Annotated in this window: 13 protein-coding genes; 10 read left to right on the top strand and 3 right to left on the bottom strand. The window is 48.3% G+C overall.

Annotation, left to right across the window (positions count from 1 at the left end):
- The first annotated feature begins 6 nt into the window (after window positions 1-6).
- The 7 genes from V7S65_RS30355 to V7S65_RS30325 all read left to right on the top strand — a co-directional run bounded on the left by V7S65_RS30355 (window position 7) and on the right by V7S65_RS30325 (window position 14859).
- Window positions 7-1734, top strand: a complete 1728-nt coding sequence (locus V7S65_RS30355) for a RagB/SusD family nutrient uptake outer membrane protein (protein WP_336389281.1) — start codon at window positions 7-9, stop codon at window positions 1732-1734.
- 28 nt (window positions 1735-1762) lie between these two features.
- Entirely contained in the window at window positions 1763-4558 is a 2796-nt protein-coding gene (locus V7S65_RS30350) for a SusC/RagA family TonB-linked outer membrane protein (RefSeq protein ID WP_336389282.1), read from the top strand.
- A gap of 29 nt (window positions 4559-4587) precedes the next feature.
- Window positions 4588-6258 carry a RagB/SusD family nutrient uptake outer membrane protein gene (locus V7S65_RS30345; protein ID WP_336389283.1) on the top strand — a complete coding sequence of 557 codons (1671 nt, stop codon included), beginning with the start codon at window positions 4588-4590 and terminating at the stop codon, window positions 6256-6258.
- Window positions 6259-6280: 22 nt separating this feature from the next.
- The gene (locus V7S65_RS30340; RefSeq protein ID WP_336389284.1) at window positions 6281-7831 is read left to right on the top strand and encodes a right-handed parallel beta-helix repeat-containing protein; all 1551 of its coding nucleotides are present in this window, start codon (window positions 6281-6283) and stop codon (window positions 7829-7831) included.
- Between the two features lie 37 nt (window positions 7832-7868).
- Entirely contained in the window at window positions 7869-8711 is an 843-nt protein-coding gene (locus V7S65_RS30335; RefSeq protein WP_336389285.1) for a glycoside hydrolase, read from the top strand.
- Between the two features lie 261 nt (window positions 8712-8972).
- Complete coding sequence (locus tag V7S65_RS30330) at window positions 8973-12203, top strand: S41 family peptidase (RefSeq protein ID WP_336389286.1); 3231 nt, start codon at window positions 8973-8975, stop codon at window positions 12201-12203.
- Window positions 12204-12471: 268 nt separating this feature from the next.
- The gene (locus V7S65_RS30325) at window positions 12472-14859 is read left to right on the top strand and encodes an ABC transporter permease (protein ID WP_336389287.1); all 2388 of its coding nucleotides are present in this window, start codon (window positions 12472-12474) and stop codon (window positions 14857-14859) included.
- 61 nt (window positions 14860-14920) lie between these two features.
- On the opposite strand, the gene V7S65_RS30320 is transcribed toward V7S65_RS30325, so the two are convergent.
- From V7S65_RS30320 to V7S65_RS30310, 3 genes are all read right to left on the bottom strand, one after another.
- The gene (locus V7S65_RS30320; RefSeq protein ID WP_336389288.1) at window positions 14921-15421 is read right to left on the bottom strand and encodes a hypothetical protein; all 501 of its coding nucleotides are present in this window, start codon (window positions 15419-15421) and stop codon (window positions 14921-14923) included.
- Window positions 15402-16181: a hypothetical protein gene (locus V7S65_RS30315; protein ID WP_336389289.1), complete on the bottom strand. Its 780-nt coding sequence runs from the start codon at window positions 16179-16181 to the stop codon at window positions 15402-15404. Before V7S65_RS30315 ends, V7S65_RS30320 begins: the two co-directional genes overlap by 20 nt.
- Window positions 16182-16541: 360 nt before the next feature.
- Window positions 16542-17672: a serine hydrolase domain-containing protein gene (locus V7S65_RS30310; RefSeq protein ID WP_336389290.1), complete on the bottom strand. Its 1131-nt coding sequence runs from the start codon at window positions 17670-17672 to the stop codon at window positions 16542-16544.
- A 158-nt stretch (window positions 17673-17830) separates the two neighbouring features.
- Between V7S65_RS30310 and V7S65_RS30305 the strand changes: the two genes are divergently transcribed.
- The 3 genes from V7S65_RS30305 to V7S65_RS30295 all read left to right on the top strand — a co-directional run bounded on the left by V7S65_RS30305 (window position 17831) and on the right by V7S65_RS30295 (window position 23442).
- A complete protein-coding gene (locus tag V7S65_RS30305; RefSeq protein WP_336389291.1) occupies window positions 17831-18385 on the top strand; it encodes a sigma-70 family RNA polymerase sigma factor in 555 nt (184 codons plus the stop codon).
- 88 nt (window positions 18386-18473) lie between these two features.
- Window positions 18474-19619 carry a FecR family protein gene (locus V7S65_RS30300; RefSeq protein WP_336389292.1) on the top strand — a complete coding sequence of 382 codons (1146 nt, stop codon included), beginning with the start codon at window positions 18474-18476 and terminating at the stop codon, window positions 19617-19619.
- Window positions 19620-20022: 403 nt separating this feature from the next.
- A complete protein-coding gene (locus tag V7S65_RS30295; RefSeq protein WP_336389293.1) occupies window positions 20023-23442 on the top strand; it encodes a TonB-dependent receptor in 3420 nt (1139 codons plus the stop codon).
- Window positions 23443-23452: the final 10 nt, after the last annotated feature.

Genomic DNA, 23452 nt, shown 5'->3' with positions numbered 1-23452 from the left:
CAAACTATGCAACAAGTAAAATACTATATCATATTAAGTCTGCTGCTGGGCGCATTCTTTTCCTGCACAAGGGATTTTCTCGAAAAGCCGCCATCCGTGGATATTACAGAAGATACCATTTTTTCAAAGATCAGGAATGCAGAAACATTTCTGTATGATGTATACGGCAACAGCGTGCCTTCGGGATTACCTACCGGCTGGAGCGTTTCCAGCAGCGGCGGCATTGTAGCCGGCGTATTGGCAGCCGCTTGCGATGAAGGCGATATCGCCGATAGCTGGCCCGGTACCAACCGGTTTAACGAAGGACAGTGGAATGCCAATGATAACCCGGAAGACGATTTTAATACGCATTATAAAGCCATCCGCAAGGCCAATATTTTTATGGAACGCATCGACGGGGTACCAGATGCCACCGCGGAATATAAAACACAGCTGAAAGCGGAAGCCCGCTTCCTGCGCGCCCTCCAGTACTTTGAACTGGTGAAACGTTACGGAGGTGTACCTATCGTCGACAAGCGTTTGCTTAACAGCGACAACCTCAAACTGCCGCGTAACAAACTGGAAGAATGTATCAACTTTATCATCGCTGATTGCGACGCCGCCGTAACCGGTTTGCCGGCTGCACAGGAAGGCTTCCTCCGGGGCCGCATCAGCAAAGGCGCGGTACTTTCACTGAAATCGCGCGTGCTGTTATATGCGGCAAGTCCTTTGTTCAACAGCGCCACTTCTTATGTACCTACTACCGATGCTACCGCTACACTGGTAGGCTATCATAACTATGATGCCTCCCGCTGGCAGAAAGCAGCGGATGCCGCTAAAGCGGTGCTCGACTGGGCGCCCACCGGCAGCTGCCGTCTCATCACAGAGTTTGGCGCAGATAAAAACTACGAGTATGTATGGTCGCAACCCGATAACGCGGAAATTATCCTCGCCAATAAATCAAACGGCTGGTGGGGTATTTACAGCGACTACTTCAACTTCACCATGCCGGTGAATATGTATGGAGGATGGTATGGTATTTCCGTGCCGATGAACTTCGTAAAACTTTATGAGAAGAAAACCGGCGGTGCCCAAACCTGGCCTGAATCCGGCGACAACGCCAACGCCATGTACGCTTCGCTGGACCCACGCTTTGCACAATCAATAGGATACAACGGCGCCAGCTGGAACAGTGAAATAGGCGCGGTGCAGATGTACATTAAAACAGATGGCAAACCCGCGCTGCATGGTGGCGACCGTGGCGGCGGACAATGGCTGCATAAGTTCCTGCCCCGCAGCGTTACCTGGTCTTCCTACGGCGCTACCATCAACTGGCCGGTATTCCGCCTGGCAGAATTTTATCTCAACTACGCAGAGGCATTGAATGAAGCGCAAGGCCCCGTAACGGAAGTGTATACCGCTATTAATACGGTTCGCGCCCGCTCAGGTATGCCGGCACTTTCGGGTAAAACAAAAGAAGAAATGAGAACGGCTATACGAAATGAACGCGCCGTGGAACTGGCCTTTGAAGAACATCGCTACTGGGATGTGCGCCGCTGGAAAATTGCGGGCGACGAAGGCGTGATGAACGGAAAGATGTACGGACTGAGATTAAAGCCTATTGCCGGCAGCAGCGAATTTCATTTCGACCAGGTAGTGTTTGAACAACGGGTGTGGAACGATAAAATGTACCTGTATCCTTTCCCCAATGTGGAAATCTACAAACAATACATGATCCAGAACCCAGGCTGGTAACCCGATTGTAAACTTCAATACTGAAACAATGAACCGCATATATAAAATAAGTAAAACAGCTTTGCTAACGGCAACGGGTACACTAATCGCCGTTGCAGCATTGGCACAATCCGTTGCCGACTCAGCCTCGGTAACAGCAGATACCACCCTGCAGGTGCCCGTGGCATATGGAGAACAGGCATGGTGGAAAGTAACCGGCGCCTATGGAAGAGTGAACGGCAACGTATTACGGAAATCGGCCGCCGCTACCCTCAGCAATGGCTTGTATGGCCGTATACCAGGGCTCACCGTTATGCAGGGCGGTGGAGAACCGGGCTATGATGCACCGTCCATGACTATACGCGGCGTTAGCTCCTATCGTGGGTCAGGACTCCTTACTTTTGTAGATGGATTTGAAAGCCCTTTTGATCAGCTGGCGGCAGATGAAATTGAAAGCATCACTGTGCTGAAAGACGCTACGGCTACAGCCATGTATGGTATCCGCGGCGCCAATGGCGTATTGCTTGTTACCACTAAAAGAGGATTCAACGGCAAACCTAAAATCTCCTTCCGCGCGCAAACTGGCTTCCAGCGCCCACAGCGACTACCGGATTTCCTCGGTTCGTACGACTATGCCACGCTCTACAACGAGGCGCTAAGGAATGAAAGTAAAACAGACAGGTACTCACAGGCCGACCTGGATGCGTATAAAAGCGGCAACGACAAATACTTCCATCCTGACGTAAACTGGTATGATGAAGTACTGAAGAAGTCGGCGCCCATGTCGGAATACAACCTGAACCTCACCGGCGGCAACAACAACGCTACCTATTTTGTATCGCTGAACGTACTGAAAAATACAGGACTGTATAAGAACACAGATAAGAAAAGAGAAGAAAGCTCCAACGCCAATTTCCTCCGTTATAACTTCCGCTCCAATGTGGATATTAAAGTAACAAGGCGTTTAAGCACTTCACTGGACCTCGCCGGCAGGGTGGAAGACCGCAGCTATCCCGGCGTTGGCGCCCCGGAGATCTGGAGCAATATGATGCTTATACCACCTAATGCCTTCCCGGTGCGCAACCCCGATAACTCCTACGGAGGCACCTCTGTGTATCGCGGTAACCCCGTAGGACTGGTACTGGGCCGTGGCGTAGCTACCACGCACGCCCGCAGCCTGCAAGCTACCATGCGCCTCAGCTATGCCCTGGATCAGATTACACCGGGATTAAAAGCCGGTGCAGCAGTATCTTTCAATAACTGGTTCCAGGGTAATGATGATAAAACCAAACAGTTCGCGGTATTCCAGCTGCTCAAAAATCCGGCAGGAGATACCATCTACAATAAGTTTGGCGACAACACTACCATAGTAGAAAATGATGGGGTGAACGATCAGTGGAGACGCACCAACACCCAGTTCAATCTTACCTACAACCGTACCTTCGGTGAACATAGCATCGATGCCTTGATGCTGTACCAGCAGGATGTTTATACCATATCAGGTAACAACGTTCCCTATGCGCATCAGGGTACCGCCGGCAGGATAACGTACGCGTATAAACGAAAATATATCGGCGACTTTTCCTTCGGCTACAACGGCTCCGAAAATTTCCCCAAGGGCAAACGCTTTGGCTTTTTCCCCGCCATATCCGCCGGATGGATCCTGTCTGAAGAACACTTCCTGCAACAGGCGCAGTGGATCAGCTTCCTGAAACTACGGGCCTCCTATGGCCAGGTGGGCAACGACCAGGTAGGTGGCCGCCGTTTCCCTTACAACCAGTACTACAGCAGCGGTGGAGGATATTACTTTGGTAAGGATAACCGCTACGCCGGTGGCATGGATGAAGGCAGCCTCGCTAACCCCGATATCACCTGGGAGAAAAACCGCAGGGCCAATATCGGGATAGACGCTTCCCTGTTGCACAACAGGATCAGCGTTATGCTCGACCTCTTCGACGAAAAAAGAACAGATATCCTGGCGGAAAGATATGGCGCTGTTCCCGACTATATAGGCGTGGGACTGCCGGCTGAAAACGTAGGCAGCGTAAGGAACAGGGGCTTTGAATTACAACTGGGATACCAGAGCGAAGTAAAACATAGCTTCAGTTATTTTGCCACCGCCTCCGCAGCCTTCGCCCGGAATAAAATATTATACATGGCAGAAGCGCAACAGCCCTATGCCTATCTTAACCGCACCGGTCAAAGCATCGGGCAGCCTTTTGGCTTACAGGCCATCGGGTTTTTCAAAGATGAGGCAGATGTGAGCAACAGCCCGCAACAGATTTTTGCACCCGTGAAACCCGGTGATATCAAATACAAAGACCAGAACGGCGACCACATCATCGATATTTATGATGAAGTAGCCATCGGTAAACCCGTACTGCCGGAATGGACCTTTGGTTTACACCTGGGCGTACAATACAAAGGGTTCGATCTCGATGCATTTTTCCAGGGTGTCACTAACCGCAGCGTTATGTTATCCGGTCCGCTGGTATGGGCGTTTGTAAATGATGCGAAAGCAGCGCCCATCGCTATGGGCAGATGGACGCCGGAAACAGCAGCTACTGCCACTTATCCGCGTCTTACTACTGCGGCGAATGATAACAACTATCGCTCTACCGATTTCTGGCAGCGCAATGGCAGCTTTGTAAAATTGCGCAACATCGAACTGGGATACACCTTCCCGGCCTCGCTGTTGTCGCGTATCAGGATGCAGCAGCTCCGCCTGTATGTGAACGCAACCAACGTGTTTTCACTGGACCACATTCATTTTGCCGATCCTGAAACACTCAGCGGGTATCCCGCTATGCGCTCCATGAACGCAGGTGTACGTGTGCAATTATGATCATCATCTCAACAAAAAATTTCAAGGTTATGAAATATAAGTTTTGGTTATTTTTTACAGGAGCAGTTACACTCATCACAGCCTCCTGTAAAAAAGATTTCCTGGACAGACAAATAAGTACAGAACTGACGAAAGACGAAGTATTTACTTCCTATGCCAGAACGCGCGACTTCCTCATAGGTACTTACGGTTTCCTGCCCGATGGCTTTAACCGGCTGGATAATGCCATGCTGGACGCCGCCACAGACGACGCTGAGTTTACCTGGGAAGGCAGCGCCATTCAACGCTACAATAACGGCAGCTGGAACCCTTACATAAATCCGGACGATAACTGGAATACCACTTACACGGCTATACGTCGTACCAATCTTTACCTGGAGCAATCCGGTAATGTGGATCTCAACATGTATAAGCTCAATCCCGACGCCACTGCGCAGCAAACGTACCGCAACATGACGGCCGACCTGGAGCGCTGGCGCTATGAGAACCGCTTCCTGCGCGCCTACTTTTATTTTGAACTGGTAACACGCTATGGCGGAGTACCGCTCATTACCAAAACACTGGCGTTGTCAGATAGTCTCAACCTGCCGCGTAATACCTACGATGAATGCGTACAGTTTATTACATCGGAATGCGATTCCGCGGCTGCGCATCTGGAAGTAACTGTGTCTGATAACGATCTTGGCAGGGCCACCAAAGGCGCTGCACTGGCGCTGAAAAGCCGTATGCTTCTCTATTATGCAAGTACCCTCAATAATAAAGGACACTTACAGGAGCGCTGGATAGCTGCCGCAAAAGCAGCAAAGGAAGTGATCGACCTGGATGCCTATCAGCTGGAAAATGATTACCGCGCACTGTTCCGCAGCACCACCAGTGAAGAAATCATTTTTGCGCATCGCTATGCTCCCGGCAATGGCTTTGAACGGGCCAACTATCCCATCGGTTATGATGGCGGCGGCAGCGGTACCACACCTACGCAAAACCTGGTGGATGCCTATGAAATGACTGATGGCAGCACTTTTAACTGGAGTAACCCCGATCAGGCCGCGCATCCATACGATAACCGCGATCCGCGTTTAGCCATGACCGTGATCCTTAATAATTCCCAGTGGAAAGGCCGCGCCGTGGAAGCATATACCGGTGGCCGCGAAGGCAGGGGAGTAGACCGCGCTACCAAAACAGGCTACTACCTGAAAAAGTATGTGGATGAAAACCTCGACCTGGTACAGAATAAATCCAGCGTACACACCTGGATCCTGTTCCGGCTCGGTGAAATTTACCTCAATTACGCGGAAGCCATGAACGAGGCATACGGTCCCGATCAGGACCCGCAGGGCTTTGGCTTAACCGCCATTGAAGCCATTAACAAAGTACGTGACCGCGCATCGGTAAAGATGCCGCTGCTGCTGGCTGGTCAATGGAACACAGCCACTCTCCGTGATAAACTGCGTAATGAAAGAAGAGTGGAACTGGCCTTTGAAGAACACCGCTATTGGGATGTGCGCCGCTGGGAACTGGGTGTGGCATTGTTTAATACACCGGTATATGGCGTAAACATTACCCGCACCAACGCTGCTACATTTACGTATGAAAAAGTAGAGGTGGAAGGAAGGGTGTTTCAGCCAAAAATGTACTGGTATCCGATACCACAGGCGGAGAAAATGAAATCATCTGCCCTTACACAAACACCCGGCTGGTAAATGGATTTTAAAGATAACTGAAATGAATATCAGAAAGGTTTTTCAGAGCGTGGTGCTATTCGCCATGATAGTAAGTTTACCCGCTGTTGCGGCCATACCCCGCACGTATTATATAGATGCGCTGACCGGTAAAGACACGAACAACGGCCTGTCGGAACAACAACCCTGGCGCAGTTTACAGCAGGTGAACAGCCACGTATTTGAACCGGGTGATCAGATCCGTTTCCGCGCAGGCCGTATCTACGAAGGCCAATTGAAGCCACAGGGAAGCGGCCACGCGCAGCAGCTGATCACTATTGATCAGTATGGCGAAGGATACAAACCACGCATCCAGGGCAATGGTGTAATGCCAGCAACGTTATACCTGCTGAATGCAGAAGGCTGGGAAATCCGCAACCTGGATATTTCCAACTACGGCCCGGACGTTAAAGCGCACCGCGCGGGAGTACAGGTACAGTTATCTGACTATGGTATCGCCTCTAATATCTATCTCAAAAATATAGACGTGCATGATGTAAACGGCAGCCTGGTGAAGAATGATGGCGGCGGCGCAGGGATCATTTTCAGCAACGGCGGCCGGCATACCCGCTCAAAATTCGACAGCATCCTGGTGGCAGATTGCACTATCAAACGTTGTCAGCGCAACGGCATCCTTGTTAACGGCAACTGGTCCAGAACAGACTGGTTCCCCAACGAGCATGTAGTGATCCGCGGCAACCTGATAGAAGGCGTACCCGGCGATGGCATTGTGCCCACCGGCTGCGATGGCGTACTGGTGGAGTACAATATCATGCGGGATTGCCCCCGCTTATTACCCGATACGGAATCAGCTGCAGGCATATGGCCCTGGAGCTGCGATAATGCACTGATTCAATACAATGAAGTAAGCGATCATAAAGCGCCGTGGGACGGACAAGGTTTTGACTCCGACTGGAACTGTAATAACACCGTGATACAATATAATTACAGTCATGATAACGATGGCGGCTTTGTACTGGTATGTAACGACGGAAGTGCTAGTGCTTCACAGAGCAGCGGCAATAAAGGAACCATCATCCGTTATAACGTTAGCATGAACGATGGCCTGCGCACTACCGGTAAACATGCCGGCTTCGCGCCGGTTTTTCATATAACCGGCCCCGTAGTAAATACGCGTATATACAACAACGTTATCTATCTGCCGGAAAGAGACATTAAAATGGACAGCACCCTGGTGGAAATGGGTAACTGGTTTGGTTATGCCGACAGCACCTGGTTCGCCAACAACATTTTTTATACCCGCAGCACGGCAGATTACATAATGAATAAAAGCAAACGTAATATCTACAGTAACAATCTCTATTTCGGCACACACCTTAACCGGCCGGCCGACAAAGCGGCTGTTACGAAAGATCCGCAATTCCAGGCAGCCCCGTTAACCGGCATGCCTGGCATGGAAGCGCTGGAAGTTTTTCGTTTGCAGCCAGGTTCACCCGCTTTGAAAAAAGGCGCTGCACTACCGGATAAAATAGCAACAGACCTGTATGGGACCCCGTTATCGTTACCCCCCAATATAGGCGTAGATGGGAAATAAGGAAGCATTCTATTATTCACCATAAAAACTCCACTTTATGAAACCAAGTATGAAAATCCTATTGGCGCTCACCAGCTCCATGATCCTGTCCTGCGGAAAACAGGCGGCCGACAAACTCCAGCCGGTTGAATCAGCCCGTACAAAAACGGAGGCAGCTGCCGCACTCACCTGGGAAACCGTGCTGGACAACAGTTCATTTGCCAGTTACAGTGCATTTGAAGCAGCCTGGAACTACCTGTATCCCTGGGGTTCGGATCATAACGGTACCGCACGTATGTACGGCAGCACTTCTGATCATAATCACATTTACCTGAACGCAGGAGTCCTTACTATTAAGGCCACACGCATCAACTGGAACGAAGGCAACAGCAGCAGCGATCCGTACCTTCCTATTCATTATCACAGCGGCGCTGTACATGCCAAAGCACAGGTACTGATCAACGACCAGTTTCCTGAGTGGGAAGTAAAAGGTGATTTTCAGACGCCGTCTGTAGCCGGTTCCTGGCCTGCCTTCTGGCTTACCGGCGTTAACAGCTGGCCTCCGGAAAGCGATATCCTGGAGTTCAAAGGAAACGCTACCAACTGGCAGAATACTTTCAGAACCTGGCAGGATGTGTCCAGTATCTTAACAAATGTTTCATCCCCCGGCAACTGGCACAACTACCGCGTTTGGATTACTAAAGTAAGCGCTACTGATGTGAACATTCATTATTACATCGACAACGTATGGAAAGGAATGCATGTGGCTAACTTTGTAGACAAGCCTATGTATATTATCATCAACATGCAGATGGAAGGCTCCAGCGGCAACAGTGGTCCCGCCGGAGATACTTATTACAATGCTAAAAATATCTACGTTGGCCGCAACCGCGCCTGGTAGCAATAAGTAATATTACTGAAGACCTTGCAGTATCTTATTACTGCAAGGTTTTTTTATTAAACTATCTCCCAAAAGATATACTAATTTACGGGAGATGATAACGCTACTGGCATTACAGCCCCATTTGTACCGCCCGCGGTTTATCCTCTTTACCTTCAAATAACCACTGGTCACTTTCTCCCTTGATAAAAAGCAGTTATTTTTATACATTGGCGCACCAGCTTCTTTAGCTGGCTAACAACAGATTTCTAATCACCGCTTATGAAGAGATTATTATTCGGATGTGCAGCCATCCTCATGGCCGCTACTGCCTATGCCCAGGAAAATGCCCTATGGCTCAGGAACCCCGCTATCTCTCCCGATGGTAACACCATTGCTTTCGGTTATAAAGGAGATATTTACCGGGTAGATACCAAAGGAGGAGTGGCCGTTCCACTTACCATTCATGAAGCCCACGACATGCTCCCGGTATGGAGTCACGATGGCAAATACATTGCCTTTGCCAGCGATCGTTATGGCAACTTCGATGTATTTGTGATGCCCGCCGCAGGCGGCGCACCGGTACGCCTCACCAGCAACAGCGCTGGCGATTTCCCGTACGACTTCACCACCGACAATAAACAGGTGCTGTTCGGAAGTGCACGAAACGCGCCCGCAGCCAGCGTAAGGTTTCCTTACCGCCTCTTCAGGAACATGTATACCGTTCCGGTTACCGGTGGCCGCGCAACACTGCTTAGCGCCGCAGGAGCCGACGTAGCGCATTATAACAAAGCAGGCAATAAAGTAATTTTCCAGGACCGGAAAGGATATGAAGATCCGATGCGTAAACACCACGTGTCTTCTGTTACCCGTGATATCTGGGTAATGGATCTTACAAAAGGCAGCTACGAAAAAGTATCAGAATATATTGGGGAAGACAGGGAACCCGTATTCGGTAATGGCAACGATATTTATTATCTCAGCGAAAAAGGCGGTATCTCACAGAACCTCTTCAAAGGCGCGCTCACAGATAAAGCCAGTATGCAGCAGCTCACCACCTTTACCAAACACCCGGTGCGCAACCTATCCAGGGCAGATAACAACACCCTTTGCTTTACCTATAACGGTGAAATATATACGCTGAAAGAAGGCGAACAACCACGTAAACTGGAAGTAAGCATCTTCAACGACGGTAGGGCCGGTACCGTAAAAAATGTACCCGTGAGTGGCAACACCACCGAATTTGCCATGAGCCCGGATGGGAAGGAAATGGCGTTTGTGGCCAGGGGGGAAGTGTTTGTTACCAGTGTGGAGGGCAATCTTACCAAACGCATCACCAATACGCCCCAACAGGAAAGAATGGTGCAGTGGTCGCCCGATGGCAAACGCCTCATCTATGCAGCAGAACGCAATGGTAACTGGGACATCTACCAGACTACCAAAGTACGCAAAGAAGAACCCTACTTTTTTGCCGCCACCCTGCTGAAGGAAGAACCGGTGATCGCCACATCAGCAGAAGAATTCCAGCCGCTGTTTTCCCCGGATGGAAAAGAAATTGCCTATGTAGAGAACCGTAATATCCTCAAAGTATTTAACATCGCCTCCGGTAAAAGCCGCACGCTGTTGCCCGCAGGCCGCAATCATTCCTACTCGGATGGCGACTGGAGCTTTGAATGGAGCCCGGACGGCAAATGGATAGCTGCAGATGACCAGCAGGGTTATTTCATCACAAAAAATGCTTCGCTCATCCCCACCGATGGTAAAGGAACATCCATTTACCCTGTGAACAGCGGCTTCGGCGAAGGCAACACCAAATGGGCCGCCAACGGAAAAATGCTCACCTGGACCAGCAGCCGCGAAGGTCGTAAATCCCTCGCCCAGCAAGGCAGCCGGGAAGTAGATATCTACGCCATCTTCTTCGACCAGGAAGCATACGACAATTATAAGCTGTCGAAAGATGAATTCAATCTCCTGAAAGAAAGAGAAGCAGCCGGCGGCAAAGCAGCGAAAGACTCTGCGCTGAAAGCCAAAGATTCTGCCGACACCAAAAAAATATTCCATCCCGATTTCAATAACCTCGAAAACAGGAAAGTAAAACTTACTATCAACAGCGCCTCCATCAGCGACTATGTGCTGAGCAAAGATGCCGGTAAGCTATACTACATGGCTGCTTTCGAAAAAGGATACGACCTCTGGGTAACAGAACCAAGAACCGGCGAAACAAAGATCCTCGCCAAGTTAGGCGGCACACCCGGCGGCATTGAACTAAGCAAAGATGGTAGCACCCTCTTCGTCAGCAACCGTGGCAGCGTAGTAAAAGTAGACGCCAACAGCGGCAAAATTACGCCGGTGTCTATCAGCACGGAACTATCGCTCAACCAGGATGAAGAACGTAAATATATTTTCTGGCACGCATGGAAACAGGTAAAGGAGAAGTTTTATGATCCAACCATCCGTAACATCGACTGGAAAATGTACGGCGATAACTATGCCCGCTTCCTCCCGCACATCAGCAACAACTATGATTTTGAAGAGCTGCTGAGCGAACTGCTCGGAGAACTGAATGGCTCCCATACCGGCGGCCGCTACTCTCCCCAGCTGCTGAATGGCGACGCTACCGCATCCTTAGGTTTACTGTATGATGAAACCTCCACTGCCGATGGCCTCAAAGTAGACGACATCATTGCCGGCGGTCCCTTTGATAAAGCCGCCAGCAAACTGAAGAAAGGTAACATCATCGAAAAGATCGATGGCGAAAGCATCACCGCTGCATCCGACTGGGCGTCGTTACTGAACCGCAAGGCCGGAAACAACATCCTGGTAAGCATCTACAACCCGGATACCAAAGCGCGCTGGGAAGAAACCGTGAAGCCCATATCTGCCGGCGAAGAAACTACGCTCATGTATAAACGCTGGGTAGAACATACCCGCGAAATGGTAGATAAACTCAGCAACGGTAAAGTAGGCTACGTACATGTACAAGGCATGAACGACGCCAGCTACCGTTCCGTATACGATGAGGTAATGGGCCGCAACCGCGACAAGAAAGCCCTCATCGTAGATACCCGCTTCAACGGCGGCGGATGGCTGCACGACGACCTGTACAACTTCCTCAGTGGTAAAAAGTACCTCGAGTTTGCGCCACAGGGCGAAAAGCTCAAAGGCGGTGAACCCACCGGCCAATGGCAGGCGCCGAGCTGCGTACTCATGAGCGAAGGCAACTACAGCGATGCCTTCATCTTCCCATACATTTACAAACAGGGTAACATCGGTAAATTGATCGGTATGCCCGTACCCGGCACCGGTACCGCCGTTTGGTGGGAAACACAGATCGATCCAACAATGGTATTCGGTATTCCAATGGTAGGCACTATCGGTAAAGAAGGCCGCCCCACCGAAAACCTCCAGATAGAACCGGACATCAGGGTGCCGCTTCGTTATGAAGAGTTCCTGGCGGGTAAGGATGCCCAGCTGGAAGCTGCGGTGAAGGAGATGTTGCAGGAAATTAAATAAAATGGGTTAATGATAGGAGAGCCCCTGTAGTGAATGCTGCAGGGGCTTTCTTTGTAATAGCTATGGATCATTAAAACCGAACACCCGCGTCCGTATCCGTACATAATACTTATAAAGTATCCGCCACAGAAATGCAAACATAGCCACCACGGCGGGGCTAACAGACAGGTAACAAGTGGTATGGTAGTTGTCACCCAGGTAAAATGCCGGCGCTGACTTTAAAATATCCCGTTTGGCGTAATAGAACTAAACTGTATAAATTAACCTTATGTTCTCGAACTACTTGAAGATCGCTCTACGTGTTCTTTGGCGCAACAAGATTTATGTGGTCCTCAACGTGGTAGGTTTAGGCTTTGCCATTGCCTGTTGTATCCTGGCGTATCTCAACTATAACTACAGGGCTAACTTTGATCAGCATCACGTTCACACTGAACAAATTTACCGGCTGAACAGTGTGCGCCTGGTTGATGGAAGCAGGCAGCCCTGGGCCGTTATACCCTTACCGTTAGCGCAGGCCATGCAGAAAGAAGCTGCCGGGGTGGAACAGGTTGCCCGGCTTAGTAGCGCGACAGTCGTTGTAAAAATTAAGGAGAATACTTTCGATGAGCAGATTCACTATGCTGACAAAACACTATTTGATTTCTTTACTTTTCCCCTGAAATCCGGTAACCTGTCTGGCTTTGGTCAACCGGACCAGATAATAATCAGCGAAGATTTTGCAGACAAATACTTTCCAAAGCAAATGCCGCTGGGCCAGTCGCTGACGATCATTGGGCCGGAAGGCCGTTCTAAGGTATATACGATTGCTGCTGTAACACAGAAGATCCCGGCAAATTCAAGTATTCAGTTCGATATTATCACCTCATTTGATAACGGATTTGTGAATGGGCAGATAGCCCCTGACGACTGGGCCAATCCGGATCTCATTACAACATTTGTGGAATTAAAAAATGAGCAGGCGGCCCGTTTTGTAGTGGCTAATCTTAATAACTATGTAGCGCTTCATAACCGTAATCGTTCCAATTGGCCTATTGAAGGCTTTTCCCTCCAACCTTTCTCTGAATTGGCGGCTACCTCGGATATTGACATGCCGGGATACGTATATGGGAACCAGTTAACGGTCAATCCACGTGGTGTTCTCGTTATAGTTCCGGCCATCATGTCGCTGTTTATTTTAATGATCACCTGTTTCAATTTCACCAATATTTCTATTGCATTTGCCAGTGGCCGGTTAAAAGAGATCGGTATCCGTAAGGTAATGGGAGGTTTCAGGAGCCAGTTAATCCGTCAATTCTTAACGGAGAATATTGTTCTATGCCTGTTAGCATCTGTATTGGCGTTGTTATTTGTTCATTTACTATTGCCGGCTGTTAGTCAACTTACCAACGTTGAACTTTCACCTGACTATAGCAGGGACTACGGATTTTGGCTATTCCTGATATCAATTCCCGCAGTCAGTGCCATTTTCTCTGGCCTGTACCCGGCTATGTACGTTAGCTCCTTTCAGCCGGTTCAGATTCTCAAAGGCAAAACTTCACTTGCGGCTTCCAACCGTTTTACACGCTTCCTGTTGATCTCGCAATTCAGCCTGTCGTGCTTCGCACTGGTGGTGGGCATTGTGATGTCACAGAACGCCATATTTCAAAAGAAAGTCGATTTTGGCTATGCTGTTAATGAGGTGGCCGTTGTAGAAATCAGCAGTCCCCGCGAGTACGGGGTTTTTACCCAGGCAATTCAGCAGTACCCGGAAATTAAAAGCGTGGCCGGATGTGTGCAGCAAATTGGTGACGGCACATACAGCCAAACGGCAAAAGCTGAAAATGGGCAAGCCCAGGTACAGGTCGCGCAGGTCGGAGGGGAGGCTTATCTTAACACGATGGGAGTCCGTTTGCTTCAGGGACGTCATTTTTACGATAACGGCGCAGATGCCGATGAATCCATCCTGGTTAATCAAACCTTTCTGCAAAGATTACAGATAAAGGAGCCGCTTGGTCATCGCGTAACCCTGGACAGTATCAATTACACAATTGTCGGAGTTGTGAACGATTACAAAGAATACGGCTTACATGGTCTTGTGCCGCCTTGCGCGTTACGTATGGCCAAACCAGCGGACTATAAGTTTGTGGTTGTTCGATCAGATAAAGATAGATTGTCGCAGGTAACTCAGCACTTGCAGGCAGCCTGGCACAAATTGATCCCCAATGTACCATACCGTGGATATTTGCAATCAGATTTAATTGAAAAGGAGATCCGGATGACACAGGCATTCAGGTTGATTGCATTTTTTCTGGCCGTAGTTACATTGCTTTTATCAGCATCAGGCTTATTTGCACAAATTTCATTGAACATCGACAAGCGAAGTAAAGAAATCGGCATCCGCAAAGTACTGGGCGCATCGGTGCTGCAAATTATAGGCTTAGTCAACCGGGAGTTTATACGTATTCTCCTGGTTGCATTTGTAGTTGGTTCGGCTTTGGGCTACTTGTTTACAGGCAAATTTATTTACGGGATCATTTACCAATATCATGCTGATATTGGACCTGTGCCTTACATCGGTACATTCCTGATTGTGCTGCTCTGCTGCGGTGTTATTGTTGGAACAAAGGTATACCGGGTTGCTAATGCAAATCCGATAAAAAGATTGCGTACTGAATAGTAGTGTTTTTGAGAGATGAGATTAAAATGGAGCACCGGATAGCCAGGGTGCTCCATTTCTATTATTTGCCTTGTTCGATAAAAAGCTTGTTTTCTGTCATATAGTTGATGCTATCCTTCATGTAAAGTATTGCCCGTGTGAATTTCTCAGTCCCTTTTGCATCTGCAGTCATTCTGTCTATCTGCAAAATATCCAGGTTAGACGGATTTAAATACATCAGGTGTGATAATTCAAAAGGGAGGTTATGATCTTCAAATGCCCCCAGGAAACGAAATTCTCCATATTCTGCTGTGATTTTATCTTGCTGGTCTTTTGTAAGCTGAATCATATGCAAAGTGTCCGGTACTTTTAACCTGCTTATGATCATGAGTTGCTGTTTAGGCTGATAGGCAATACCGATAGGTTTAAAGGTATATACTTTACCCCAACCAGCCTTTGGATCAAAAAAGGAAGTGTGAGATATTTCACTGGTGAAAGCTTTTTGATGATCAGTAGAGCAGCTATTGGAAATAAGCGCCGGGAATATAAATGAAAGTAGATATTTAATCTTTAACTGTACCATAGAATGCACCATTTAAACTCGCTGTTCTTTGGAAATTAGGATATTGAGAGGTCCAACCACTCACTGCCACCTTTAAAGTATAGCTTACTTCCCCAGAGTGAACCCCGGTTTCGTTTTTTGCGCTTTGAACGGTAAACCCCGCCTCAATTTCCGAACCAATTTCTATAACTTCAGCATTAAAGCCAGCTATTACTTTCATGCCTCCGTTTACGGATGTAACAATAGTTCTTTTTTCGCTGGCACCATAAATTGCATTTCCGTTTGTTTGCAGTGTCTGAAGATGGCTTGTTGCCTGAACAACTCCTACAGAACCATATGAATAGGTATCTACTATATCTCCAGGAGTTCCAATAAAGCTTACCACTGGATTCCCATCACCTTGTTCTGCGGGACCAATTTTGTAAATGCGGCCATTAGATCTGCTGTAGTCATATTGGTAGGGAATAGTGACCATTACCTGCAGATTACGTGTTCTGTAACGTCCGATAATTTCCAGCTTGCCGTAGTAGTAGTCCACCTGGTGAACCTGACCATCTACAATACTATTGTAAATACCAGGGCCACCCCAGTTATAGTCATGGTTTCCAACTACGACATCGTTTTTACTACCGGTTACCTCATCTGAATCTGTTGTCGTGTTGGCGTTAACGTTAGCTAACGCATTTGAAGTTAACTTTTGGAGTGTTGCCGGATCGTCTTTTCGACAACCGGACATAAGAATAGTAAAGCCAATTAGCCATGTTGCGATTGGTTGCTTCATAAATAGCGTTTTAAAGATGAGAATATATGTGAATTGCAAAAACTTAAGTAATGGGTAATCGGGTTACTAGATGAACTTGTTGATATAGGGTCTTAATATTATACCTTAATGGATTAACAAGGTTCTTACTTAGCCTTAAAATGCTTCATTACCAATTTGGCATTTCGGACACAATGATATAATACAAAAAAGTAAAGTCCAAATTATCTCAATGGTTATTTATAATAGATGTTCGGGAAGTTATCCAGTGGGTTTAGAAAGATCATACAAAATAGCGGTTCGCATGTACATACAAATCTCTCAGCACTGCTGAGAGAAATTTATACTGATAACGTTTGGATTCCCGTATAAGAAATCTGTTTAATTCGAATTAGCCACATAATACTTCGCCACTCCCTCCACTAATGATTCCGGGCTACATCCCGTTAAATTGGTCAGGATGATAATCGAAACATCATCCTGCGGATAAATAAACAACGAAGCGCGCCCTCCTCCAATCGGCGCTACAGCCGGATGCCTGGGCCGGTCCACAACAGGCCATCCAAGTGCATAACCATTAAGAATGCCACCAAAGCCGTCAAGACTTCCGTTGTTGAGGCGCACAGGCGTCCACATGGTGTGAATACTTTTTTTGTCTTTCAGCAGCTTACCCTGTTGCAATGCCATGATCCAGCGGGCCAATTCTCTTGCTGTACTGAACATCCCTGCATCGGTCAGCAGAAATGCCGGGAATTCCTCATAGGTCTGCATCAAATGATGCTGCTTCACAAATTCCCCTTTATCATTTCTGTGATAATAAGTATAAGTAGGCGCTTTCCTGGGCATTACATCGAAAGAATTCCCAAAGGTAGTTTGCTGCATATCCGCTACCTCTAATTGTTTATGTTGAATAAAGCGCACGAATGGCTGACCGCTTAATTTGTCAATGATTTTTCCCAGCAGGAGGTAATTGGTGGTGTTGTAATTAAAGCGTTCGCCTGGCAGAAAGAACAGGGGCAGGCTTTTTACTTTTACCCAGGCGGAATCCTCACCCTTTTTACTTACTAATTCATCAGTTAAAGTATCTGTAACATCCGGAAGACCTGAAACATGCCCCATCAGTTGCCGTATAGTAACTTTTTGCCAGGCCAGGGGCAAACTATCGAGGTACTGCGAAACAGGGGCTTCAATATTCACTTTCCCTTCCTCCACCAACTGCATAATTGCAACCCCGGTAAAAGCTTTGGTGATAGAGTTGATGGAGAATACAGTACTATCCGTTACCGGAACAGAGAATTCCACATTGGCCAAACCGTAGTTGCCCGTCTTTACGATCTGTCCATGTTGAATAACAGCCATCTGTAATCCCGGAATGGAACGTGTTCTCATCTCGGTCTTTATGAATACATCTACCTTATCAGCTGTTGATTGGGCATAAACACCCGGCCCCATACCGGATAAGATAAAAAGAATCACCAGGGTAATAGCTCTTATTGTCGTTTTAGTATCCATAAAATTGAAACTTGCAGATTAAGATAATTCGTTTCCTTCCAATCAACAAATCCCCCTTCCCCCCTTGTTTCTCATCCCCTTATACCTTAGCTTTGGGTTCATAACAATCTCCGGAAATATCAACCGATCATTAATTATTGCAGGCATTTTTATAAGAGATGATGACCGATTACTCCTACTATGCTGATGATGAGCTGGTTCAGCTGATGGGTAAAGATGATCACAACGCCTTTACAGAAATTTACAACCGTTACTGGAAACGTTTGTACGTATTGGCCTACGACCGCCTGCGTTCCCGGGAACTGGCGGAAGATGTGGTCCAGGACGTACTTACCGGCCTTTGGCAACGCAGGTCGCAAACCATCATCCGGTCGCTGCCGGCCTACCTGGCTACTGCCAACAGGTACGCCGTATTTACTCAATTGTCAAAAATGATCCCCGTAGCAGCCGTGGAAACCCTCCCGGAAGCCGTACAGGCTGTTACAGACGATACCGCCCAGCTGCATTTCCTCCAGCAATCCATGCAGGAACAATTGAAGCAACTGCCCGAAAAATGCCGCATTGTATTCGACTATAGCCGCAATATGGGCATGAGCAACCGGGAAATCGCCACCGAGCTGAAGATCTCCGAAAAAGCCGTGGAAAAGCATATCACCAAAGCCCTGCATCGACTCCGCCTCCAGTTCCGGAACTACTTTCACGCCCTTTTTTAAAATACTCATAAATTTTTTTTACCGGAGGTAGGGTAGCACCCTTCTTTCCGGACATTACTATATAGGACCCTGTAAATTATTATCACGGATGGAAATGAATGAACTGGCCATACTATCAAAAAAGTACCTTGCCGGAGCGGCCAGTGACGAGGAGAAGGACCGTTTGCTGCAATGGTACAATGCGTATGATGAGCAAAGCCTGACGGCTCGCTTAACCGTAGCTGAAACAGAAACCGAAGCAGCAATGGAGCAACGGATGCGCCACCGGCTGATAGCGGCTACAGCGCCGGCGTCGCGGGTAGTGCCCATGCAACGCCGCAAGGGATGGAAAGTGGCAGCAGCCGTATTATTGCTGGTAACGGCAGGCGCCAGCTTCTATGTATGGCAGCCGGGTAAAAAACAGGTGCTCGCAGAAAAAGCGGCGACTATCATGCCCGGAAGCGATAAAGCCACGCTCACGCTGGCAGATGGAACGGTGGTAAATCTCGATAGTGCGGGTACAGGGGTACTCACAGTGCAGGGAAATAGTAAAGTAGAGAAAACCACACACGGACAAATCGTATATAAAAACGAGGAGGCAACAGCATCTGCAGTAGCTTATAACGTATTACGCACGCCCCGCGGCGGGCAGTATAAAATCACCCTGCCGGATGGTACAGATGTATGGCTGAATGCCAGCTCATCTATCAGCTATCCCACGGCGTTTACGGGAAAGGAGAGAACGGTGAGTATCACAGGTGAAGCGTATTTTGAAGTGGCCGGCGATGTGGAAAGCCCTTTTACCGTAAAGGTAAACAACATGGAAGTATTGGTGCTGGGCACACATTTCAATATCAATGCCTATGCAGATGAAAGCACCATCAATACCACCCTGCTGGAAGGCGCGGTACTGGTAAAAACAAGCAGCGCGATGCGCCATCTCAACCCTGGTCAGCAGGCAAAGGCTACACCGGCAGGCGACGGGATTATAAAAGTGGGCAGGGTAGATGTAAACAGTGCCATCGCCTGGAAGAACGGGTATTTTTCTTTTGAAGAGGCGGATATCCCTACCGTAATGCGGCAATTATCCAGGTGGTATAATATAGAAGTAAAATACAGCGATAAAATACCCGGAGAAACATTTACCGGGGAAATAGGAAGAAGTCTTACACAGGAACAATTGTTAAAAGTATTGTCACAGGCAAAAATAAACTTTAAAGTAGAGGAGGGGAGACGGATCATTATTTATCCATAAGCTAAATCAATAACCAACCATAGCTGATACCACCAACGTCAGCGAAACAACCAATGTTGCCAGGCTTACCAACGCCTGCACAGATAGCTATCCAGTAATATCATGTTATGAATTGATGAGGTCCACCGGACGCGGAGGTCTTATGTTTCATCCATAAAAAAAACCTGGTGTCAAGATTGGCGTCCGCACCAGGTTTTGATTAATGGTTAACCCTGTTCAGGAAAGCTTTTCACTGCCTGCAAAGGCGGATGAGAAACATTTTGTCAACCAAAAACCAATCTAAGGTATGAAAATTAATGTTGTTCGCAACCCGCATGGGTTTTCCATGTCATTGGTTCGTTCACTTGTTATTGGAAGGTACCCACAACCAGGGACCAATTATGTCACCAAAATCTGGCGAGTAATGAGAATGACCGCAGTTTTATTAACGGTACTGGCTTTACACGTTTGTGCCAGTGGAGTTTCACAAACGGTTACAGTGTCCTGCAAGGATATGCCGCTGCAGCAACTGTTCAGTGTAATCAAACAACAAACCGGGTACGTGTTTTTTTACCGGAGTAAAGATCTGTCAGATGTGAGTCCTGTGTCGGCAGAGATCCGGGAAGTTCCGCTAAAAGCTGCACTGGGAAAATTGCTGAAGGATAAACCGCTAACCTTCGACATAGAAGGCAACACCATCGTTATTTCCAGGAAAGCAACCACCCAAAGCAACGAGGAAGCACTCCCCCCGGAAGATGTGCGCGGTAAAATAGTGGACAGTAAAGGTAATCCCGTACCGGGCGTATCGGTCCGTGTAAAAGGCAGTAATACGGCTGCTATCACCGATCAAACAGGGTTCTTTATTCTTCGTAACACCGACGCGCGCGCAGTGCTGCTCATTTCATGCGTAGGCTTTGAATCCAAAACCATCAGTATGGGCGGCAAATTCACCATCGAAGTGGAACTGAAAGCTAAAGTAGATGACCTGAATCAATACGTGGTAGTAGGCTACGGCAGCACTAAAAGAAAAGACCTCACCGGCTCGGTGGCCTCGGTAAATGTAGACGAAGTAAAGAACATCTCTTTCGTGAGCATCGACCAGGCGCTCGCCGGTAAAGCTGCAGGTGTACAGGTTACCCAGTCCGACGGCTCCCCCGGCGGCGTGGCAAAAATCCGCATCCGTGGTGGTACCTCCCTGCTCGGCGGCAACGATCCCCTCTACATCATCGATGGCGTACAGGTAACCATTCAAAACAGGTACATCCAGAACCAGGCGGAAGTGGTAAACCCCATCGAAAGAGCCGGCAGCGATGATCCCAATAACACGGTAAGCGGTTCATTCTCCCGCGGCCTTAACAGCCTCGCCGGGTTAAATATCAACGATATCGAAAGCATCGATATCCTGAAAGATGCTTCTGCTACCGCTATCTACGGTTCCAAAGCAGCCAACGGCGTTATTATCATCAACACCAAAAAAGGTAAACTGAACCAGAAACCAGTGCTGGAAGCCAATTACTATGCAGGCGTCAGCACGCCCATCAAAGAAAAACTGCTCAACGCTACGGATTATATCTCGCTGCTCACAGAAGCCGCCGTAAACCTGAATACCGCCCGCGCAGCAGCAGGCGAAGCTTCCAGCACAAAGGCGGATAATATCATTAAGAACCCTGCCAGTCTTGGTACAGCTAACACCGACTGGCTCGGCCTCGTACTCCGTAACGCTACTTCACAGAACGCCGATATCTCCGTGCGTGGCGGTGGCTCCGGCTCCCGGTACTATACCTCGCTGGGATATAACAAACAGCAGGGCGTAGTGCTCGGAACTGATTTCTCCCGTATCTCCGGTAAAATCAGTCTCGATAATGAAATCACCAGCCGCTTCAGGATCATCACTAATCTCGACTACGGCTTCACGAAAAATAATATCACCAACGGTATTTATCCGGCGGCATTCTTTGCACCGCCAACCTTGCCTGAGCGCAACCCCGACGGCTCTTATTACCGCTTCCTGGGTTCGCAGATAGGTGGGTACGACTACCAGGGCAATCAAAATCCGATGATCCTCCTGGATGGGATCAACGAAGGAAAAACATCTTCCCTCCTGGGATCTCTCTCAGGCGACTACGACGTACTGAAAGACCTGAAATTCAGATCTACGGTATCTGTCAATTATAACAACTACCACCAGCTGAACTATGTACCCAGTTCGGCAGTAATCGCGTCCCCCAGTGGAGTAGACGACTCCAATGGCGGCACCGGCTCACAGTCGCAAACAGAAGATGTAAACCTCTTCTTTGAAAATACCCTTACCTGGGATAAACAGTTCAATAAAAATAACCGGTTAAATCTCCTCGGCGGTACCTCCTGGCAGAAATACCGCTACAACTCCTTTTCCGCCAGCGGACAGGGTTTTCCGGACGATAAATACCTGAACAACCTTTCCTCGGCAGCAGTTACTTTACCCGGAACCGGTATCTCCGGCCAGAACTCCCTGCTGAGTTTCTACATGCGCGCCAACTACGCACTGAAAGAAAAATACCTGTTCACCTTCACCGGCCGTTCAGACGCATCTTCCAAATTCCCGAAAGATAACCGTGTAGGTTACTTCCCCTCCGGCGGTATAGCATGGCGCATTTCTGAAGAACCCTTCATGAAAAAAGCAACGTGGGTAAATGAGCTGAAACTGAGAGCCAGTGGCGGTTACACCGGTACACAGAATTTTGGCGATAACCTCTATTATACCTTGTATACACCCGGCTCCTACGGCGGCGTCAACGCACTCGTTCCAACACAGCTGGGTAATGAAAAAATTAAATGGGAATCTACCCTGCAGAAAGATCTGGGCCTCGACTTTGAACTGTTTGGCTCCCGCCTGCGCGGTGTGCTCGGCTACTACGAAAAAAATACCACCGGCCTGTTAATGGCTACACAACTGGCGCCCAGCTCATCTTACAGCAGCGTGATCTCCAATTTCGCCACCATCAATAACAAAGGACTGGAACTGGACCTCCGCATGGATTTCATCAAAGGCAAACAATTCCAGTGGGCAGGCGCCATCAATATTTCCAGGAACCGGAGCAAAGTAACCGACATCAACGACGACTTTACCAATGCCGGGGAAATCAGCTCCTATATCCAGGGCAACAGCATCGTAAGAAAAGGGGAACCCCTGGGTCTCTTCTACGGCTATAAAATGAAAGGCATTATACAGGATGCAAAACAACTGGAAGACTATAAAAAAGAATTCACCCTGGCCCGGTACTTTGCTCCATACCTCGGTATCGGCGATCCGATGTATGAAATCGGCGACAACGGATTCTTTAAAAGCGATGTAATAGGAAAGTCGCAGCCCGACTTCTTCGGCGGCTTTACCAACACTTTTACCTTTAAGAATTTCAGTCTGATCACCTTACTGACCTTCTCCTATGGCGGAGACCTGCTTTATCTCACAGATATCCAGAATAAATATTTCGATAGCTATGCCAACAGAGGGGTGAGCATAAAAGACCGATGGACACCGGAAAACCACAGTAATACCCGGCCGCGCCTCATGCTCGGTGAAAATGCCACCGGCCCTTCCAGCAACGATATCTACGATGGTTCCTATCTCAAATTAAAATCCATTACGCTTACCTACCAGCTGCCTGCAAGAATAGCTTCCTCAATGCACATCAGGGATGCTTCCATGTACGCATCTGCTACCAACCTGTTTACCATCACGAAGTACCCGGGGCCCGATCCGGAAGTAAGCAACAATCCCTACAGCCTTATCAACGGCAGCACGGATGTAAGCACCTTCCCCACAACAAAGCAGTTTAACATCGGTCTTCGTTTTGGATTTTAAAACAACAAAA

It is taken from the genome of Chitinophaga sp. CCNWYY40 (assembly GCF_037483205.1).
Lineage (GTDB): Bacteria > Bacteroidota > Bacteroidia > Chitinophagales > Chitinophagaceae > Chitinophaga > Chitinophaga ginsengisegetis.
This window is presented reverse-complemented; position numbering and strand designations above follow the sequence as displayed.

Bases quoted from the DNA above. Each gene is read 5' to 3' on its own strand.
- V7S65_RS30315 (WP_336389289.1), bottom strand. From the start codon at position 16,181: ATGAAGCAACCAATCGCAACATGGCTAATTGGCTTTACTATTCTTATG.
- V7S65_RS30345 (WP_336389283.1), top strand. From the start codon at position 4,588: ATGAAATATAAGTTTTGGTTATTTTTTACAGGAGCAGTTACACTCATC.
- V7S65_RS30300 (WP_336389292.1), top strand. From the start codon at position 18,474: ATGGAAATGAATGAACTGGCCATACTATCAAAAAAGTACCTTGCCGGA.
- V7S65_RS30335 (WP_336389285.1), top strand. From the start codon at position 7,869: ATGAAACCAAGTATGAAAATCCTATTGGCGCTCACCAGCTCCATGATC.
- V7S65_RS30310 (WP_336389290.1), bottom strand. From the start codon at position 17,672: ATGGATACTAAAACGACAATAAGAGCTATTACCCTGGTGATTCTTTTT.
- V7S65_RS30320 (WP_336389288.1), bottom strand. From the start codon at position 15,421: ATGGTACAGTTAAAGATTAAATATCTACTTTCATTTATATTCCCGGCG.
- V7S65_RS30295 (WP_336389293.1), top strand. From the start codon at position 20,023: ATGAGAATGACCGCAGTTTTATTAACGGTACTGGCTTTACACGTTTGT.
- V7S65_RS30340 (WP_336389284.1), top strand. From the start codon at position 6,281: ATGAATATCAGAAAGGTTTTTCAGAGCGTGGTGCTATTCGCCATGATA.
- V7S65_RS30325 (WP_336389287.1), top strand. From the start codon at position 12,472: ATGTTCTCGAACTACTTGAAGATCGCTCTACGTGTTCTTTGGCGCAAC.
- V7S65_RS30330 (WP_336389286.1), top strand. From the start codon at position 8,973: ATGAAGAGATTATTATTCGGATGTGCAGCCATCCTCATGGCCGCTACT.
- V7S65_RS30305 (WP_336389291.1), top strand. From the start codon at position 17,831: ATGATGACCGATTACTCCTACTATGCTGATGATGAGCTGGTTCAGCTG.
- V7S65_RS30355 (WP_336389281.1), top strand. From the start codon at position 7: ATGCAACAAGTAAAATACTATATCATATTAAGTCTGCTGCTGGGCGCA.
- V7S65_RS30350 (WP_336389282.1), top strand. From the start codon at position 1,763: ATGAACCGCATATATAAAATAAGTAAAACAGCTTTGCTAACGGCAACG.